The sequence below is a fragment of the Oxalobacter aliiformigenes genome (assembly GCF_027116575.1).
Classification (GTDB): domain Bacteria; phylum Pseudomonadota; class Gammaproteobacteria; order Burkholderiales; family Burkholderiaceae_D; genus Oxalobacter; species Oxalobacter aliiformigenes.
The window spans coordinates 1,280,495-1,298,048 of record NZ_CP098252.1; the positions used below are offsets into that span (position 1 = coordinate 1,280,495).

Genomic DNA, 17,554 nt, shown 5'->3' on the forward strand with positions numbered 1-17,554 from the left:
TGAGGAACAGGATGGAAGACAGAAAATCGAATGCACGGATCGCATGGGATGAATTCATCGGGAAATTCAATCTCTGCAAGGAAAACGAGCCGGAATACATCCCTTTGCTTCAGACCGTGCCCGGTACGACGGAATCCGTTGTTGGTAGCCTGCCGCTGCCGGAAAAAACGGTACGGGAAAGCGACGACGACCGGAAAAACACTTCCAGCGAGGCAGCTGCGGTGTCGTCCAGAACGACCGTCATCGGTGAAAATGTCGAGATCAGTGGAAACTGCAAAATCGATGGTGATATCGAAGTCTATGGCATCATCAACGGCGATGTCAGTGCAGGCGGGAAAATCAGTGTATTCGGAAAAATCACCGGAAATCTGTGTGGCGCCAGCATATTCCTCAGTGCAGCCGATGTGAAAGGAAGCGTCATGACAGAAGGTACCATTGAACTGGACGGTGCATCGAACCTCAGTGAAGGCAAGATCGTCGCCAGAAACATCATATCCAACGGCAGTACCAACTGCGACATGGAAATATCGGGAATCGCCCGTTTCCATTCATCGGCTCATGTAACGGGAAATATCCGTACCGTCCGCATCAGTATCGATGAAGGTGCGGTCATCAAGGGTTCCATCATCAGTGAATGAAGCCCGGAAAAGCAGCTGCAAAAACCCTTTCACTGAGGACACGATACTGACGGGACAGGATATTCCGGAATGTCCGTTCCGTCCTTCAATGGAAACCGTCGTTTCCATAAAGGCTGGAAATTTCCGACTGTTCCCGTATTTCATGGGGCAGGATGCCGTACTGTACCGGCAGCTTCGGCGATCCTCCTCTCCAGGCCGGTCGCGAAAAAACGCACACGGTGCGGCGCATAACGACAGCGCCGGATAAAGACCTGTCGGAGCGGCCCATTTTCCCTGTCTGGTGTATCATCAAGACTTGCCGGAACATGAAATATCCTTTCCATGAAAGTCGTCCAACGGAAAATCATCCACGATATCGGCCAGTCTCTGTCGCTCGCCCGTTTCCCGCATCTGTCGTATCCGGTGCATCGACACGACGAATACGAACTCGTCATCATGACTTCAGGCACCGGCAGGGAATACATCGGTCAGGCCGTGGCGGACTACCGGGCAGGAGACATGACCCTGATCGGCCGCGACATTCCCCATCTGCATCTGTGCGATACCATGACCGGCCGGAAAACCGGGAAAGGGAGTACCTGTGAAATCCTGTATTTTTCCGCGAATCTCTTTCCCGAAAACATGTCCGGCATTCCCGAGTATGCCGTCGTTGCCGCCCTGCTGGAAAAAAGCGCCGGTGGCATCCGTTACAGCGATACGGCGTTGACACGCGACATCCGCCGACGGGTGAAAAAACTCGACCGTGCCGAAGGCATCGTCCGGATCCAGTGGCTGTTTTCCATCCTCGACAGACTTGGCCATGCAAGAGAAACGTCTGTAATCGCGCCTTTGCCTGTCGGAAATGGCGTTTCCCGGGAACACCGGACAACCCTGGACAAGATAGGGCATTACCTGACGGAACATTTCCGCGACACTCTGACACTGGAACGGCTTGCCCGCGAGATCGGTATGAACCCGAGCGCCCTGTGCCGCCATTTCCGACGGCGGACCGGAAAAACTCTTTTCGCCGTACTGAACGAAATCCGTATCAGCCATGCCTGTCGCCTGCTGCGGGACACGCAACAGGCCATCTCTGCCATCGCCTGGGAATCGGGATTTGCCAACCTGTCCCATTTCAACCGCCAGTTCAAGTCGCTGACTGGCCAGACGCCGGGAGAATACCGGAAAAATATCCGGAGTAAGGTGGAATAGAAAAAACTTCAAAAGCAATGACCAATCCACAGTGCTGGACAAACAGCAGGAGAACTTCGACAGTGCCTCTCTCCTGTTCCGCCTGTTCAACGGGTATTCCGGAAAGGAAAGGCGCATGGCAGCTGGCGAAAGACCGGTTCTGCGCCTTGAAAAACGGAATGAGATATACCAAAAGCTTTGGGCAAGGGGTGGATGATCCGTCTCATACAGATGCCGAGAAGGACTTTTTTGAAATTTTTTCCTTTTCTATATACATAAAGAAGATAACATGTTATTGTTGAATCCGGTTACAAGCGATTCGCTAAAGCCTTTTAAGTCGCTTTTTTGATTGAAGAGCGTGGATTGAAATATGTATATAGAAACGAACGATGCGGGACAAATCCCGCATCGTCATTAACTGACAAGGAGATTTTTATGCTTACGGTGTCCATCTCAAAGTCGAGGGTGATTACGCTTCACTCGCCCGAAAACCAAAGCGAAGCGCAGTTTCTGCAATGTCCTGATGTCTTCTGTTGCCCGATACATTCACGAAGTCCTTCATTTCGGAAGTGAACCCTGAAAGTCGGGCAGAAAACTGGCGAAAGAGGGACATACTGTTATGAACAAATACGAGATTGACTGCATATCCGAACTCATCAAACAAATCCAGAGTAAAGAGAGCAGGAAAACGGCAGGCAAACGTTTTGGAGCAGATACAAGCTGCCTGTGCAAAAGATTCGGAATGTATGAGTGCCGCGGACCGGAAAGGTGGCGGCACCGGCGTGGAAGTTATCCTATTGAATTCAAGGTATTGGTAATCCTATGCAAAAAAAGGTATTCCCTTTCGGCACGTGAAACAGCCGCCCTCTTCAACATTCCCTCCCCAACGACTGTTCAGGCATGGGAAAAGCGATATGACGAAGGCGGCATTCAAGGCCTGGCAGACCAACGGAGACGAAAAACAAGCCTGTCAAAGGACACACAATCGATGTCTGCCAAGCCTCTTGAAAAGATGAGCCAGAAAGAGTTACAGGCAGAGTTACGCCGTCTTCGAGCCGAGAACGCTTCTCTAAAAAAAGGCGAGCGCCTTGAAGAGGCAAAAGAAAGCATCAACGTTAAAGCCGAAGCGAGAATTGTCTGCGAATTAGCTCTCCTGTCCCTTTTCCATTTTATGAAAAACAGCGTGAGTAACCCGCTGCCTTTTACCGTCACGACAAGGGGGCACGGCATTCGGACAAACGCGCCTGCACCCAAAAAAAGATAAAAGCCTTTTTTGCAGGATACAAAAGAAAGTATCTTATCGTCGAATCGTCCGGAATTTCGCCCGCCAGAGGCTCTGCGCAATCTGAAACCATTTGCAGGCTAAGGAAATAGTTAACGCTGTCCTCCAGAGATTCAGGTAAAGAGCTATCCTTCCTGCACAGGGTATCGGGTAAAGCCGCCGACATCCAGCAGAGACAATTCCCTGCCTGAAAACTTCACAGGAAGGGGAAAAGCAGTGTAACCGGATTCACGGTTAGGCAGAAAAGGCGCCGGAAATTCCGGAAAAAGGCGCTTGCCGGATATATGAGCGCGCCATACCGCTGTTTCACTTTCAAATTATTTCGGGAACCGGAAAAACCGTTTTTTAAAAAGCAAAAACAGGGAAGGGATTCTTGCCGAAGGAAAGGTAACCTCGTTCAACTCCTTGTGTCCGTCTCCGGGTTCTCCAATACAGGTGAATGTGAACCGGAAGAGACGAAACAGACAAAAGGGAACGAGTACTATGTTCAAGTCATGCTTTTCATGAATAAAGAACATCCGTGACCGGCCATAAAAATAGGGCAAACGTTTATGAAACCGGTAAAGAAAAAGACAGGCATTTCCTTACGAAAACAAAAATTATATTACTTGTGCACTTTTCGGGAAATAATGAAATTCAACATTTACTCATAAGCAACGGCGCCATTTTCATTAGTCGGAAAAGCGGCACGCAATCCGGCATCGGCTGGTAAACTCGTTTGCAAATAGCAGAGTCTGTTTTCGTTCGGTTTGTCATTTTGGTTTTTAAACACACAGGAAAACCGGAATGATGAAACGCCGAAACCGGTATAGGCTGAATAAAACTTTATGGGAGAAAAACAGTTGGGCAACAAGGCAGTGGCTCACATTCGCAAGGCTGACGGGAAAAAACAGACACTGGAAGAACATCTACTGTCTGTCTCCGGACTGGCCGGGACATTTGCGCAGAAAATAGGCCTTTCGCAAAGTGGGAAACTGGCAGGCGGCAGTCACGATTTCGGAAAGTATGCGGAAATTTTCCGGCAATACATCTTTTCTGCAAATGGCGCTATCGATCCGGACAGCGACGAATACATCGATCCCGTTTCGCACAAGGGAAAAATAGATCATTCCACAGCGGGCGCCCGATATGTCTGGAATCGGCTGAAACATAACGATTATCCTCTTTATGCCCAGATGATGTTTTTGAGCGTGTGTTCGCACCATAGCGGATTGATCGATTGCCTTTTGCCGGACGGCACAAACAGTTTTGACAACAGACTCAACAAAAAAGAAAAAGACATCCATCTGGCCGAATGCGAATCAAAAGCCGATCCAGCCGTGAAAGAGATGCTGGAGAGCCTGTCGAAAGAAAAAATCCTGATGGAATGGTATCTGAAATGCCGGAGCATAGAGCGGAGGGAAAAGAAGTTTTCTGCCTTTGCGCAAAATCCGGCAGCTTTTTCAGAGGAAAACGCCGTTTTTTTCAAAAAAGGCTTGCTGTTGCGCTGTTTTTTGAGCTGCCTTCTGGACGCCGACCGTATCGACAGCGCCTGTTTCGAGGACGAACAATACGCGGCCTTGCGCAAGCGGCTGGGCAATCCCGACTGGCCCAAACTGGCTGGCCGCCTCGAAACGGCGCTGTCCGCCTTTTCAAAGGACAGCGCGATTGGCCGCCTCCGGCGCGATATCGCCGACGCCTGTTATGCCCGGTCCCATTCGGCTCGCGGCATCTATACCCTGACCGTTCCGACCGGTGGCGGGAAAACGCTCTCAAGTCTCCGTTTCGCAATAAATCACGTCATGGAGCACCAGCTGGACCGTATCGTTTACATCATTCCCTATACCTCCATCATCGAACAGAACGTCAAAGTCGTCCGCGACATTCTGGAAAAGGACGAAGAGCCCGGAACCATCGTACTGGAACACCATTCGAATATCGAGCCCGTGCGGGAAACATGGCAGGGAAAACTTTTATCGTCCAACTGGGAAACGCCGGTGGTCTTCACTACCATGGTGCAGTTTCTGGAAACCCTGTTCGGCTCCGGGACAGCTTCTGCAAGACGCATGCACAATCTGGCCAATGCCGTCCTCGTTTTCGATGAAATCCAGACGTTGCCGATCCGCTGTGTCCATTTGTTTTGCCATGCCCTGAATTTTCTGGTCGAAGAGTGCGGCAGTAGTGCCGTTTTGTGCACGGCAACGCAACCTTTGCTGGGAAACGTGCCGAATCCGGAAAAAGGACAGTTGCGTCTGGCTGACGATCCCGAACTGATGCCCGATCTGGCAAAATTGTTCCGGCAATTGCGGCGCGTCCGTTTTGTGGATCATACAAAGTCTCCGATGAACCTGGAGCAAGTCGGCGATGTTGCCCTGTCGGAACAGCGGGAAAAAGGCAATTGCCTGATGATCGTCAATACCAAAAGCTGGGCGGTTGGGCTGTATCGGTATTGCAGCGAAAAAAAGACGAAGAACGTGTTTCACCTCAGCACGTCAATGTGCGCAGCCCACCGGACGGCCATTCTTGAAGAAGTCCGTTCGCTGCTTGCGAAAAAAGAACCCGTCTTGCTGGTCAGCACGCAATTGATCGAATGTGGCGTCGATATCAGTTTCCAAAGCGTAATCCGGCTGGCTGCGGGGCTCGATTCCATATTGCAGGCGGCCGGCCGCTGCAACCGCAACATGGAAAGCGACTACGGTACCGTCCATATCGTGCGAATCGTCGATGGCCTTGAAAACATCCGGCGGCTGGACGATATCCGTGAAGGACGGAATGTCTTTCTGAGAGTGATGGATGAATACCGGGAACGTATCCAGAACGGAATGGGCGACCTCTCCGATCCCGACATCATCGAACGTTATTTTTCCTACTATTTTTATCAGAGGCAGGGCAGAATGGCCTATCCCTGCGATTTATCGGGCAAAAAAGACACTTTACTGAACCTTTTGGGAAGCAATCACAATAACGTTGGCGGTAGCCCAAAAGGTATGCTTCGCCAGTCCTTTGCCACAGCGGCAAAACAGTTTGCCGCTATCGAGGCCGAAACACAGGGCATTCTGGTTCCGTACGGCGAAGGCAAGGACATCATTGCGCAACTGTGTTCGTTGCCTTCCAGCGATATGGCCGCCCAATCCCTGAAAAGACAATTGTTGAAAAAAGCCCAGCGCTATTCCGTCAATCTTTATCCGGACGCCCTTCAAAAACTGGGCAATGCCGTCAGGCGCATGGAAGAAACCGGCATCCTGTACCTGCTCGAATCGCATTACGATGACGAAACGGGCGTCACAGCCGAAGCGACCGGGAAAATGGATTTCCTGCATTATTGAAAGGTCATTATGGCAAAAAACAGCATTACCTTTCTGGTTCACGGGCGTTATGCCCTTTTTACCGACCCCATCACCCATCTGGGCGGGGAAAAATGTTCCTATCACATACCGACTTACGAAGCGCTGAAAGGAATCGCCAAATCGATATACTGGAAACCTACGATAGTCTGGCGTATCAAAAGGGTACGGATCATGAATCCGTTCAGGACGCAGACCAAAGGCATGAAGCCGATCGCCTATGAAAAAGCGGGCAATACCCTGTCCATCTACACCTATATGGCCAATGTAGCCTATCAGGTCGAAGCCTGTTTCGACTGGAATCTTCACCGGCCGGAACTCGCGCACGACCGCATTGACGGGAAACATTACGAGATCGCCAAAAGGATGCTTGCCAGAGGCGGCCGCCAGGACATATTTCTGGGAACGCGCGACTGTCAGGGCTATGTCGAGCCATGCCGGTTCGGTGAGGGTGAGGGGGCTTACGACGATCTGGATGAACTGGGATTCGGATTGATGTTCCACGGTTTCGACTATCCCGACGAAACCGGGGAAAACATGCTGAAAGCGCGCTTCTGGCGACCCGCCATGAAAAACGGCATTATCGAATTTATCCGTCCTGAGGAATGTGAAATCGTCAAACCAATCCGTTCGATGAAACCGAAAGCATTCGTACAGGATGATAATTTCAGCGGACTGAAAGAGGAGGGATTGTTATGACATGGTTCCAGCGACTCTATGAAACTTATGAAAATGTGCTCGACAATCCTCTTTTTGCCGATGAGGAAAACACGCTGACGCCAATCGGACACACCAGCCAGCAAGTCCACATTATTGTCCGGATAGACGGAAAAGGTCATTTTCGGGGAGCCGAATTCATCGGCAAACAGTCGGTTATCCTGCCGGCAACAGAAGATTCGGCAGGCCGTACCAGCGGACGGGTAGCCCATCCATTGATCGACCAGATCAAGTATTGTGCAAAGGACTATCCGGATTATTCTGAAGAAGAAGGGTATTTCGGGCTATATGAGAAAACCCTGTCCGGATGGGTTCAGTCGCCGCACAGCCATCCGATGGCTGAAGCCGTATATGCGTATATCTGCAAAGGCACATTGGTCAGCGATCTGGTCAGGGAAAAGCTTCTTTATCTGAACAGGGAAGGCAAGCTGGCGACTGTTGCGGAAGAAGGGCAGGATATTCCGGTATTCAAGGTATTGACCCCCAAAAAAGTCAATGGAATCAGCCAGCGTGACCAGGGTAATCTGATGATTGCCTGGCAGGTCGAAATACCCGGTGAAAACGAATCCAGAACCTGGACAAGCGAAGCTCTCCAGAAAAGCTGGACAGCATACGATGCCAGCCAGATGAGCAAGAAGGGACTTTGCATGGTTTCAGGTTTGGAAATGTTTCTGGCAAACCAGCATCCGCGCAATATACGGCGGCCGGGGGACGGCGCCAAGCTGATATCGGCCAATGACGAAAAAGGATTCACATTCCGGGGGCGTTTCGTTGAACAGGACGAAGCCTGTTCAGTGGGATACGCTACCAGCCATATGGCGCATAACGCCTTGCGATGGCTGATAGCACGGCAGGGATACAAAAATGGCGATCAGGTCATTCTGGCATGGACGCCGAAAGGCAAGCCGGTTCCCCAGCCTTTGAATGACCTTCTTTCAGACGATGAAGAAGAGATGCCGGATTTTTCGCGGGACAGTACAGATGATTCAAACGAGAGTGAAAAAACAGTCAGCCAGCCGGCCATCGACCACACGCGCGATCTGGGACAGACCTTTGCGCAAAAACTGAAAAGACGCCTGCAAGGCTTTGACGCCGACATTGACGAAAACGATACCGTCGCCATATTGGGCCTTGATTCCGCAACGAAGGGACGGCTGTCCGTCATTTTTTACATGGAACAGCTCTGGCCGGAATACCGTTTCGCGCTGGAGAGCTGGCAAAACGACATGGTCTGGTGGATACGGCGTACCCGGGAAGCGGATGCGCCACCGGGTAAAAAAAGAAAACGGAAGTCTTCTGGAAAGAAACCGCGCCCACACCCCTTGAAATCGCCCTGGCTGCCTATGGCAAACGGATGGACGACCAGCTGAAAAAGAACACAGTCGAGCGTCTGCTTCCCTGTATCGCAGGCAAAAGACCAGTGCCTTTCGATCTGGTTACCTGCTGTGTCAGTCGTGCCTGCAATCGGGCAGGTCTTGACAATTGGGAATGGGAAATGGCGCTGGGGGTTGCCTGTGCCATGTACAAGGGATATTGCGCACGCCATCCATTGGAAAAACAAAGGAGGAAACACAAAATGGGTCTGGATGAGACAAACACGTCACGGGATTATCTCTATGGACGATTGCTTGCTGTAGCCGAAAGAATTGAAAGAGTTGCTCTCTCTGTCGCAGAAGAAAAACGGCCGACCAATGCGGAAAGGCTGATGCAGCGTTTTGCCGATTTGCCTTACGCTACATGGCCCCAGCTCTACAAGGCGATACAGCCCTACCGGCAACGCCTGCAACAAAGCCGGGGAGGCTTCATACGCAATATGGACAAACTGATGGATGAAATAACGAACGCTTTCAATCCGGAAGAATTCATGAAACCGGACAGATTAAGCGGCGAGTTTCTGCTGGGCTACCATTGCCAGCGACAGGCCTTCCGCAACGCCAAAGAATCCGAAACCACTGAAAAAACGCAAGGAGAAAACGAATGAGCCCATTGCAGCACAAAATCGATTTTGCCGTCATTCTGACAGTTGACCATGCCAATCCGAACGGCGATCCTTTAAACGGCAATCGTCCGCGTGTGGATTACGACGGTTACGGTGAAATTACCGACGTCTGCCTCAAACGCAAGTTACGGGACCGTCTTCAGGAAGCCGGTCAATCCATCTTCGTGCAGTCCGACGAAAAGAAACAGGATGGCATGACGTCTCTTAAAAACCGTGCCGAATCGGCAGAATACGGTTTGGGTAAAGACATGTTCAACGAAAAAAAAACGCCCAAGGATGTCGCCGCCAGAAAAGCCTGCGAAAAATGGTTTGACGTGCGCGCTTTCGGCCAGCTGTTCGCATTCGGGGGCGATGCATCCGGTGTTTCCATCCCGATTCGCGGCCCCGTCACCGTACAATCCGCATTCAGCATCGAACCTGTCAGCATCACCAGTACCCAGATCACAAAAAGCGTCAGCGGAGAAGGGGATGGCACCAAACGGGGTTCCGATACAATGGGCATGAAACATCGCGTCGATAAAGGCATCTATGTCTTTTACGGTAGCATGAATCCACAGCTTGCAGAAAGAACCGGATTCAGCGACGACGACGCGGAAACCATTAAATCGATTTTGCCGAAATTGTTTGAAAACGATGCTTCATCCGCACGTCCGGAAGGCAGCATGGCAGTCAAAAAAGTCTTCTGGTGGAAGCACAACTGTAAATCGGGACAATACTCATCGGCCAGAGTCCATAAAAGTTTGACGGTCAATGCGGACGGTTCCTATATGATAGATAAATCTGCCACGGAGGGACTCGAACCGGAGGTGATTGAAGGATTTTAGGTATGTCTTATCCTGAAGCCGATTTCATCCCCCTGTCCGCGCTGCAGCATTACCTGTACTGCCCGCGCCAGTGCGCCCTGATCCATCTGGACAGGGCCTGGGAAGAAAACGTCTTCACAGCCGAGGGGCGTATCCTGCACGAAAGAGCCCATTCCGGCGAAACGGAAAGCCGGAAAACCGTCAGAACCGTCACATCGCTTGCGCTGAGCTCGAAACGGCTCGGTATCAGTGGAGTCGCCGACGTGGTGGAATTTCACGAAGGCAAGGGATTATGGCAGCCGTATCCCGTCGAATACAAGCGGGGCAGGCCGAAGAAAAGCGATGCCGACCGGGTGCAGCTCTGCACAGGCCCTGTGTCTGGAAGAAATGCTGGACATTCCGGTTCCCGAAGGCGCGCTTTTTTACGGCCAGACGCGCCGGCGGGAAGTTGTCCGCTTCGATGAGGCCTTGCGTCACCTGACCGGCGAAACCATCGCCGCCGTGCACCGGCTTTTCGGCCAAACGAAACGGCCGCTTCCGGTCAATGACAAACGCTGCAAGGCGTGTTCCCTGAAAGACGATTGCCTGCCCGGCCTGTCGGCCGATCCGTCGGCACGGTATCTCCAAACCCTGCTGGAGGACGCATGAAACAGTATCTGAATACCCTGTACATCACCACACCCGAGAGTTATCTCTTCAAGGACGGCGAGTGCGTCGCCATCAAACAGGAAGGGCAGGTAAAAGGCAAAATTCCCGTTCACACGCTGGGCAGTCTGGTTCTGTTCGGGCAGGTCTCGTGCAGTCCGTTTTTGCTGGGCCATTGTGCCGAAAACGGTGTGACCGTATCCTGGCTGACGGAAACCGGACGGTTTCTGGCCGCGATGAACGGACCGGTTTCCGGCAACGTTCTGTTGCGCCGCGAACAGTACCGGCAGGCCGACGATTCAGAAGCCAGCGCGAAACTGGCGCGGACGTTCTGCATCGGAAAAATTTTCAATTGCCGTACCATACTGAGAAGAACGGCCAGAGAACGTCCCCATCCGGAACTGGAGCAGGCCTGCAAGCGTCTCACACAATCGCTGGCACGCCTGAAACAGCCGCTTTTGCTGGATACGGTACGGGGAATCGAAGGCGAGGCCGCCAATACCTATTTCAGTGTATTCCGCCACCTGCTCGGTGAAAAAAGCGGAACCTTTGCCTTTCATGGCCGGAACCGCAGGCCGCCCCGCGATGAAATCAACTGTCTGCTGTCATTCGGTTATACCCTGCTGGCACACGACATCCGCAGTGCGCTGGAAACAGCCGGTCTTGATCCGTCGGTCGGATTTCTGCACCGTGACCGGCCGGGCAGACCCGGACTGGCGCTCGACATGATGGAAGAATTTCGCCCCTATCTCGTGGACAGGCTGGTCTGCACCCTCATCAACCGGGGCCAGATCCGGTCGGAACAGTTCAGAAAAACAGAATCCGGAGCTGTCCTGATGAGCGATGATCTGCGTCGTGAAATCCTTCTGGCCTGGCAGAACCGCAAAAAGGAAACCGTCATGCATCCTTTTCTGAAAGAAAAAATGCCCGTTGGATTGCTGTGGCACATGCAGGCCAGACTGCTGGCGCGAACACTGCGTGGCGACCAGAGCGAATATCCCCCTTTTACCGTGAGGTGAAACATGATGGTACTGGTCAGTTATGACGTCAACACGGAAGACCGGCAAGGACAGAAACGCTTGCGCAAAATCGCGAAACTCTGCCAGAACTGGGGGCAGCGCGTCCAGTATTCGGTATTCGAATGTCTGGTCGATCCCGCCCAGTGGACGGCCCTCCGTGCTGCCCTGATCGACTGTATGGACGAGGAAAAAGACAGCCTGCGGTTCTATTTTCTGGGCGCCAACTGGAAAAACCGGCTGGAACATGTCGGCGCCAAAACCGCCATCGATCCGGAAGGGCCGCTCGTATTCTGAAAAACGGCTCCCCGGGAAAGGAGGAAAGAACAAAAACGGAAAAACGGGAACCTCAAGCTCACAGACGTTTCCCAGTGAGATCCTCGCAGGGGTAACTGACTGAAAAACAAGGAAAAAACCGTTTGTTTCAAAAAAACGGCATGAAAAAAAGCCCAAAAAGCGGAGGTCGCACCCCTCGCGGGTGCGTGGATTGAAACAAAGAAGTGACCAACGGATCGTTTTCGTTATCGGTGTCGCACCCCTCGCGGGTGCGTGGATTGAAACTCTGGAGTGGATGCGCTTGAAAATATCCGGTAAGTCGCACCCCTCGCGGGTGCGTGGATTGAAACGACCTGTACATGTTTCCCTGTGCCGACAATACAGCCGTCGCACCCTTCGCAGGTAACAGGGAAAGTGCAGAATATCTACCTGATGGAAACGGTAGTGAGGGGGTATCGAGCGGGCACCCGGATGCCAGGGTTTTTTGTTGACAGGATTCCGGCATTCTGTCCGGTGAGTGTCGATGACAGATGCAGGTGAATATACAGCGTATGGTTTCTGGCCAAAGGAGAAAAACCGGCAGAAATGGCTTGGCCAGTACGAATGGGAACGTTTTGTGCAGGCAGGTAATGATCTAGTCAACGGTATTTTCACACGGACTGGCCGCTTCGGCCTCTTTTTCCGGCTGGATATCCTTGCGTATCTTGCGGGTCAAGTGGCAAGCGATATAACACAGGATCGTGAAAGGAATGCCGCAATAAAGGGCGATACGCTGTTCGGGATCGATTCCCATGCCGATCATGACCGCGATGCAGATTACCGCGCCGGCAACCGGAACAAAGGGATAAAAAGGGCATCGATACTTGAGTTCGGAAAGTGTATGGCCTTCCGCCAGAAACTGTTTGCGGAAACGGTAATGCGCCACGCAAATGCTCAGCCACACCGCCACGGTGGCGAATCCCACGATCGAGACAAGAATGACGAATACCGTATCCGCGGCGACCACACTGGAAGCCAGTGCCAGCAGGCCGCCGATCATGCTGAACGTGATGGCGTTGACAGGAACGCCTTTCCGGTTCAGGCGGGCCAGCCGGGCGGGCATCATGCCTTCATGTCCCAGTGACCAGACCATGCGGCCGGAGGCGAAAAGGCCGGTGTTGGCCGAGGACAAGATCGCCGTGATGATCACGAAATTGAAAATATCCGCCGTATAGGGAATGCCCATTTCCTCGAAAACGGTGATGAAGGGGCTTTTGGATACCGTCGCCGTTTCCGGGGATACCAGAAGCGCCACGATCAGCACTGTGCCGACAAAGAAAACCACAAGACGCAGCAGCGATGCTTTCACCGCCATCGGGATCACTTTTTCCGGATTGCTGGTTTCCCCGGCGGCCACGCCGATCAGTTCCGTGCCCGAATAGGCGAAACAGACCGTGACCATCGTAAACAGAAGCGGGGCGAGTCCGTGCGGCAGCAGACCGCCTTCTCCCTTCAGGTAGGAAAGGCCGGGCGAACCGTTTTGTCCGAAAGGAATGACGTCGAAAAAGGCGCAGGCGCCCAGTACGATGAAAATCTGGATCATCCCGACCTTGATGAGCGAAAGATAAAACTCGCTTTCCGCAAAAAATCGGGTATCGATCACGTTCAGCAGATAAACCAATATACCGAAAACCAGACACCAGACCCATACGGGAACCTGGGGGAACCAGTACTGCATGGCGAACCCCACGGCGGTGAATGCCGTTCCGAGCGTGACTGTCCAGTTCAGCCAGTAAAGCCAGGCGACAGCATAGCCGCTGGCGGGCGAGATGTAGCGGGAAGCGTAAAAGTGGAAAGAACCCGGTTCGGGATGCATGACGGAAAGCTCGCCAAGACTCAGCATGATCAGATAGACCATGAAAGCGCCGATCAGGTAAGCCAGCACGGTACCGAAGGCGCCGACATTCGCGATGACGTGCCCCGTTCCGAAAAAAGTCCGCTGCCCAGCACACCACCCAGACTCAACATGATCAGGTGACGCAGTTGCATGGAACGCTGGAACCGGGATTCTTTATCCTTTGTATCGTTTCGGGAACTCATGATGCCTTTCAGCCAAAGGGTTTTTCCGGATCAGTGCGCTGACAGTACCGGTTTTGCCCTGAACCGGGAATTCTGTGTCCAATATGGAAACGGGTTCCGGAACCGGCACGGCAGACACGGCCCGTCCGGAAATGGCTGCCGTTCAAATGGCTGTCCAGCGTTTTTCACGGCGATTGTCTCCCACGGTACAGCGGTCAATTTCATGATTCGGAAAATTGACGCCGTAATGCTAGGGACAAACCGGGGCGAGATCAATAGGTGTCGCGGTGTTTCCCTGAAATCCGGAGAAATTTCAGCCAGCCGGACAAGGGGTGTGTCATTTTCGTAACACGGTGAAAGGGAAAAAGAAAAAACCGGTTGCCGGAAAACCGTCTTGTTTTCCGGATGCGGGAAGTCAGCTTTCAGAAGCAGCGCCGCCATCTCTGTCGGGAAACGGGAGATTCCGGGAAACATGGCGGATAAACGGTTTTCCCAACCGGTCACCAAGGCGTTTCGATATTTTCCCGGTGAACATAACGTGTCGGGATTCTGTCGGATATTTTCAAGCAAACCGTTACCGTCATTCACCATATTGTCCGGGAGTTGCCGGATGCGACATGCCCAAACGGAAACTTCCATGATCGTTCAGGTCGGAGACCGGCGATCATTCATGCAATATCGATGGCTGAATCATTTCCGATATCGGTACATTTTACCGGCTTTGACGACAATGACTTTTTCGCCTCTTTTCCCGGGGACAGGGTGGCGATTTTACAGACTGTATCAACGCTGTCACGACATCCCGGAATGACAAGCGGTTTGTCGGTCACCGCACAGGCTATCCCAAACATTTCTCCGGCCTTGCCCGTAAATTTCGTAATATATGTTGACATCATCTGCCAGAATAAATTTTCCGTTTTCTTCCTTATGGACATATGGTCATCATGCTGGCGCAGTCTGGCGGTTGTTGCATGAAACAAGGCATACAGGAGACTCCTGTATGAACGTTTGCGTTGGGTGCAAGCGGAAATGAAGAGTGGTATATGGATTTGCCCTTCCATGCTCCAATCCACCGGAATATTTCTGTTTCATGAATGGATTGTGCCATCCGGGCAGACGTTTTTCATGATCCGTTACCGGTCATGACGATGCCGGCTGGAAGGTAATTCGTGCGTCATCGGAAAATCCGGAAAAATCCTGTTGGAAAAATGCCATCCGAACCCGGCTGGCTGACCGAATGAAAACAGCGCTTTTTCCGGAAGCCGCCTGTCGGGGGAATGCGGCGGGAAAGAAAAAAGATGTGGGAACAGGCGCATGGCCTGCAACGACCGGTTCGGGCCGCTCGTTATCCGGGAATACCGTTTTCTCCGGAATCTCCCGGTTTTTCCGGCAACCGGTCTTGTCGTCCATCTGTCACTTTTTTCATCGTTTTTTTATCATTTTCACCAAAAAGGATCTTGAAAACCGGAGAACCGGACTTATCTTGTTTTCATGAAAATGAATTCGGTATAAATGTGAAATCCATGACGGGTGCGGTATGTTTCATGCTTCATGAAAAAACGACCGGTCAGGATGACAAGAAACGGAAAACCGGCACCGATCCGGTTTTCGTGAAACAAGGAGGATAATCATGTTACCTAGTGTTTTTGGTGAAAAACTGTTTGACGATATGTTTAACGATGCCTTCACTCTGGTTCCGGCATTCCACAAAAATCCTTCCGTTTTCAGTACCGGTGCAAAAAACCTGATGAAAACCGATGTCCGCGAACTGGAAAACACCTATGAACTCGACATCGATCTGCCGGGATTCAAAAAAGAAGAAGTCAATATCGAACTGGACAAGGGCTATCTGACCATCAGCGCGACCAGAACGGCCGACAACGACGAACAGGATAAAAAGGGCCAGTACATTCGCCGTGAAAGATATTCCGGGGAATGCAGCCGGAGTTTCTATATCGGTGAAAACATCGAACCGAAAGACGTCATCGCAAAATTTGAAAACGGTATTTTGCAAATCGCTTTCCCGAAAGCCCCGCAGCCGAAACAGCCTGAAAACAAACGCATCTCGATTGCATAACAGGGCGTTTTCCTGAAAAAGCCGGAAAATTTTCCGGCTTTTTTGTCATGTTCCGCTTCGTGTACAGGGAAAAAACGGAACGGTTCCCGATTCCTCGTTTCCCGGACGGTACATCATGGAAAAACGTCGCGGCCGGTTCGGCAGGACAGAAACGGTACCGGGCGAAAGTCATACCACCGTGGCGAAAAAAGCCTTCCGTTCATCCGGATCGGAGAGGTCGATCATGGTCATATGATGGGGCAGCAGGGCGGAATGCGGAGTAAAAAGCCGGAAATGGCTGCGTACTGTCGAAAGTTCCAGCACCAGGCCGGCCATATCCAGCGTTTCGCATGCCTTAAACGCCGTTTGCCCGGGGTGCGGCAGGGCATCATCGCCCCTTTTTTGCCATGCCGGTCTGAAATAGTGAATCAACCCGGCCTCGGCCAGACAGATTTTCTGGTATTCCGACAGCGGAAATTCCCGGATCGAACGAAAACGGGCATCTTCCGTGCCTTTTTCTTCCCCCGGATGCCGGAGACGCCCGGACAAAGCCACCAGTTCATAAGGCAGATATTCGAAGGCATACACGATCATATCGTCGTCCGGCAGGGCCTGTTGCATGGATTTCAGAAAGCGCTGCAACGGTTCGTGGCGGGCCATGCGGTCGAAAACCGGTACTTTGTTCCCGCTGAAAACATTTCCGACATACAGTACTTCCAGATCGTTGACGGAACGATCCGTTTCCAGAATATCGGGATGCTGGCTCAATCCCATTGCGTTCAGCCGGCGGGTGCACCGGCCTTTTGCATCCAAAGTACGTATTTCGAGACATGACGGCGCCAGTTCGACTGTCACCTCGCTGTCCTGAAGAGGGAAACCGAAAGCGAAAGGAAAGGATTTCGCCACGCCGTTCGCCTTGCAGAGCAAATGTCCCCCCACCCGGTTTTCCGACCAGAAAAACGTATCGGGATCGAATGAAAAGGCCGGACGTCTGCAAACCAGATAAATATGGGAATCGGCCAGAACCCGGTTCATCTTTTCCCCGAAATCCATACCCGGCCTGATCTCGCCGGCAGGCAGCGCCATCGCGCCCCAGGAACGCAAATGCACGGAAAGGCCGGACAAGGGCTTGCCGGAAGACTTGTTCATATCGACATCTCCATCTGATCGGATACACAACGGTAACGATAACAGATTATGCCGGCAATGCCTGCGGAAACCGACGAAACAGCCGGCTGGAAAAAGATGTCCTTGCCGGTTTTGCCACAATACCGGGCCGTTCACGAAGAAAAAACCGTACCGCCTGTTACCGCCGGCCGGTATGAATGCAGGCGGAAATACTGCCAGAAGCGTTCGGACGGTCAGCTCTGCCCGTTTCAGGAGCATTTCCGCCATGTGGATTTCAGCCAGCCGGTTTTTCCATCCGGTTCACTGTTTTGCCGGGCTGCCGCTATCCGGTCGGAAACGGACTGCCAGATGTCCACATATGGCCGGACATCCATGTCATATGAATCGATAGTATGGTTCGACATGAAGCCATTGTCGTTGATTTCCATTTCACCCTTCCCGTG

General features: G+C 52.1%; 17 protein-coding genes and 1 pseudogene. 12 read left to right on the top strand and 6 right to left on the bottom strand.

Annotated features, from left to right (window positions below; translation table 11 throughout):
• Window positions 1-11: 11 nt before the first annotated feature.
• Window positions 12-638 carry a bactofilin family protein gene (locus NB647_RS05970; RefSeq protein ID WP_269282393.1) on the top strand — a complete coding sequence of 209 codons (627 nt, stop codon included), beginning with the start codon at window positions 12-14 and terminating at the stop codon, window positions 636-638.
• 85 nt (window positions 639-723) lie between these two features.
• On the opposite strand, the gene NB647_RS05975 is transcribed toward NB647_RS05970, so the two are convergent.
• Window positions 724-945 (bottom strand): hypothetical protein, encoded by a 222-nt coding sequence (locus NB647_RS05975; protein ID WP_269282394.1) that lies wholly within the window; start codon window positions 943-945, stop codon window positions 724-726.
• A gap of 14 nt (window positions 946-959) precedes the next feature.
• Here NB647_RS05975 and NB647_RS05980 point away from each other — a divergent pair, with 14 nt between their 5' ends.
• The 10 genes and pseudogenes from NB647_RS05980 to cas2 all read left to right on the top strand — a co-directional run bounded on the left by NB647_RS05980 (window position 960) and on the right by cas2 (window position 11,890).
• Window positions 960-1,829, top strand: coding sequence for a helix-turn-helix domain-containing protein (locus NB647_RS05980; RefSeq protein WP_269265726.1), 870 nt, complete (start codon window positions 960-962; stop codon window positions 1,827-1,829).
• Between the two features lie 598 nt (window positions 1,830-2,427).
• The gene (locus NB647_RS05985; protein ID WP_269282396.1) at window positions 2,428-3,072 is read left to right on the top strand and encodes a helix-turn-helix domain-containing protein; all 645 of its coding nucleotides are present in this window, start codon (window positions 2,428-2,430) and stop codon (window positions 3,070-3,072) included.
• Window positions 3,073-3,917: 845 nt separating this feature from the next.
• Entirely contained in the window at window positions 3,918-6,395 is a 2,478-nt protein-coding gene (gene cas3, locus NB647_RS05990; protein WP_269282398.1) for a CRISPR-associated helicase Cas3', read from the top strand.
• Window positions 6,396-6,404: 9 nt separating this feature from the next.
• Complete coding sequence (cas5c, locus tag NB647_RS05995) at window positions 6,405-7,112, top strand: type I-C CRISPR-associated protein Cas5c (protein ID WP_269282400.1); 708 nt, start codon at window positions 6,405-6,407, stop codon at window positions 7,110-7,112.
• Window positions 7,109-8,500, top strand: a complete 1,392-nt coding sequence (locus tag NB647_RS06000) for a type I-C CRISPR-associated protein Cas8c/Csd1 (protein ID WP_269282402.1) — start codon at window positions 7,109-7,111, stop codon at window positions 8,498-8,500. Before cas5c ends, NB647_RS06000 begins: the two co-directional genes overlap by 4 nt.
• A complete protein-coding gene (locus NB647_RS06005; RefSeq protein ID WP_269282404.1) occupies window positions 8,485-9,111 on the top strand; it encodes a type I-C CRISPR-associated protein Cas8c/Csd1 in 627 nt (208 codons plus the stop codon). The genes NB647_RS06000 and NB647_RS06005 overlap by 16 nt, the downstream gene beginning before the upstream one ends.
• Window positions 9,108-9,953, top strand: a complete 846-nt coding sequence (gene cas7c, locus NB647_RS06010) for a type I-C CRISPR-associated protein Cas7/Csd2 (protein WP_269282406.1) — start codon at window positions 9,108-9,110, stop codon at window positions 9,951-9,953. Before NB647_RS06005 ends, cas7c begins: the two co-directional genes overlap by 4 nt.
• A 2-nt stretch (window positions 9,954-9,955) precedes the next feature.
• Window positions 9,956-10,580, top strand: a pseudogene (gene cas4 / locus NB647_RS06015) (CRISPR-associated protein Cas4).
• A complete protein-coding gene (cas1c, locus tag NB647_RS06020; RefSeq protein ID WP_269282408.1) occupies window positions 10,577-11,596 on the top strand; it encodes a type I-C CRISPR-associated endonuclease Cas1c in 1,020 nt (339 codons plus the stop codon). The pseudogene cas4 and the gene cas1c overlap by 4 nt, the downstream one beginning before the upstream one ends.
• Window positions 11,597-11,599: 3 nt before the next feature.
• Complete coding sequence (cas2, locus tag NB647_RS06025) at window positions 11,600-11,890, top strand: CRISPR-associated endonuclease Cas2 (protein ID WP_269265736.1); 291 nt, start codon at window positions 11,600-11,602, stop codon at window positions 11,888-11,890.
• A gap of 613 nt (window positions 11,891-12,503) precedes the next feature.
• Here cas2 and NB647_RS06030 read toward each other — a convergent pair.
• The 3 genes from NB647_RS06030 to NB647_RS06040 form a co-directional block, all read right to left on the bottom strand.
• The gene (locus NB647_RS06030) at window positions 12,504-13,793 is read right to left on the bottom strand and encodes an amino acid permease (RefSeq protein ID WP_269282410.1); all 1,290 of its coding nucleotides are present in this window, start codon (window positions 13,791-13,793) and stop codon (window positions 12,504-12,506) included.
• Window positions 13,778-13,948: a hypothetical protein gene (locus NB647_RS06035; protein ID WP_269282412.1), complete on the bottom strand. Its 171-nt coding sequence runs from the start codon at window positions 13,946-13,948 to the stop codon at window positions 13,778-13,780. The genes NB647_RS06030 and NB647_RS06035 overlap by 16 nt, the downstream gene beginning before the upstream one ends.
• A gap of 647 nt (window positions 13,949-14,595) precedes the next feature.
• The gene (locus NB647_RS06040) at window positions 14,596-14,778 is read right to left on the bottom strand and encodes a hypothetical protein (protein WP_269282414.1); all 183 of its coding nucleotides are present in this window, start codon (window positions 14,776-14,778) and stop codon (window positions 14,596-14,598) included.
• 779 nt (window positions 14,779-15,557) lie between these two features.
• On the opposite strand from NB647_RS06040, the gene NB647_RS06045 reads away from it, so the two are divergent.
• Entirely contained in the window at window positions 15,558-16,004 is a 447-nt protein-coding gene (locus tag NB647_RS06045; RefSeq protein WP_269265739.1) for an Hsp20/alpha crystallin family protein, read from the top strand.
• Window positions 16,005-16,172: 168 nt separating this feature from the next.
• Here NB647_RS06045 and NB647_RS06050 read toward each other — a convergent pair whose 3' ends face one another.
• Entirely contained in the window at window positions 16,173-17,132 is a 960-nt protein-coding gene (locus NB647_RS06050) for a hypothetical protein (protein WP_269282415.1), read from the bottom strand.
• 227 nt (window positions 17,133-17,359) lie between these two features.
• Complete coding sequence (locus NB647_RS06055; protein WP_269282416.1) at window positions 17,360-17,539, bottom strand: hypothetical protein; 180 nt, start codon at window positions 17,537-17,539, stop codon at window positions 17,360-17,362.
• Window positions 17,540-17,554 lie beyond the last annotated feature (15 nt).

Coding starts and splice junctions, on each gene's coding strand:
- NB647_RS05970 (WP_269282393.1), top strand. CDS start 12: ATGGAAGACAGAAAATCGAATGCACGGATCGCATGGGATGAATTCATC.
- NB647_RS05975 (WP_269282394.1), bottom strand. CDS start 945: ATGTTCCGGCAAGTCTTGATGATACACCAGACAGGGAAAATGGGCCGC.
- NB647_RS05980 (WP_269265726.1), top strand. CDS start 960: ATGAAAGTCGTCCAACGGAAAATCATCCACGATATCGGCCAGTCTCTG.
- NB647_RS05985 (WP_269282396.1), top strand. CDS start 2,428: ATGAACAAATACGAGATTGACTGCATATCCGAACTCATCAAACAAATC.
- cas3 (WP_269282398.1), top strand. CDS start 3,918: ATGGGAGAAAAACAGTTGGGCAACAAGGCAGTGGCTCACATTCGCAAG.
- cas5c (WP_269282400.1), top strand. CDS start 6,405: ATGGCAAAAAACAGCATTACCTTTCTGGTTCACGGGCGTTATGCCCTT.
- NB647_RS06000 (WP_269282402.1), top strand. CDS start 7,109: ATGACATGGTTCCAGCGACTCTATGAAACTTATGAAAATGTGCTCGAC.
- NB647_RS06005 (WP_269282404.1), top strand. CDS start 8,485: ATGGACGACCAGCTGAAAAAGAACACAGTCGAGCGTCTGCTTCCCTGT.
- cas7c (WP_269282406.1), top strand. CDS start 9,108: ATGAGCCCATTGCAGCACAAAATCGATTTTGCCGTCATTCTGACAGTT.
- cas1c (WP_269282408.1), top strand. CDS start 10,577: ATGAAACAGTATCTGAATACCCTGTACATCACCACACCCGAGAGTTAT.
- cas2 (WP_269265736.1), top strand. CDS start 11,600: ATGATGGTACTGGTCAGTTATGACGTCAACACGGAAGACCGGCAAGGA.
- NB647_RS06035 (WP_269282412.1), bottom strand. CDS start 13,948: ATGAGTTCCCGAAACGATACAAAGGATAAAGAATCCCGGTTCCAGCGT.
- NB647_RS06040 (WP_269282414.1), bottom strand. CDS start 14,778: ATGTTTGGGATAGCCTGTGCGGTGACCGACAAACCGCTTGTCATTCCG.
- NB647_RS06045 (WP_269265739.1), top strand. CDS start 15,558: ATGTTACCTAGTGTTTTTGGTGAAAAACTGTTTGACGATATGTTTAAC.
- NB647_RS06050 (WP_269282415.1), bottom strand. CDS start 17,132: ATGAACAAGTCTTCCGGCAAGCCCTTGTCCGGCCTTTCCGTGCATTTG.
- NB647_RS06055 (WP_269282416.1), bottom strand. CDS start 17,539: ATGGAAATCAACGACAATGGCTTCATGTCGAACCATACTATCGATTCA.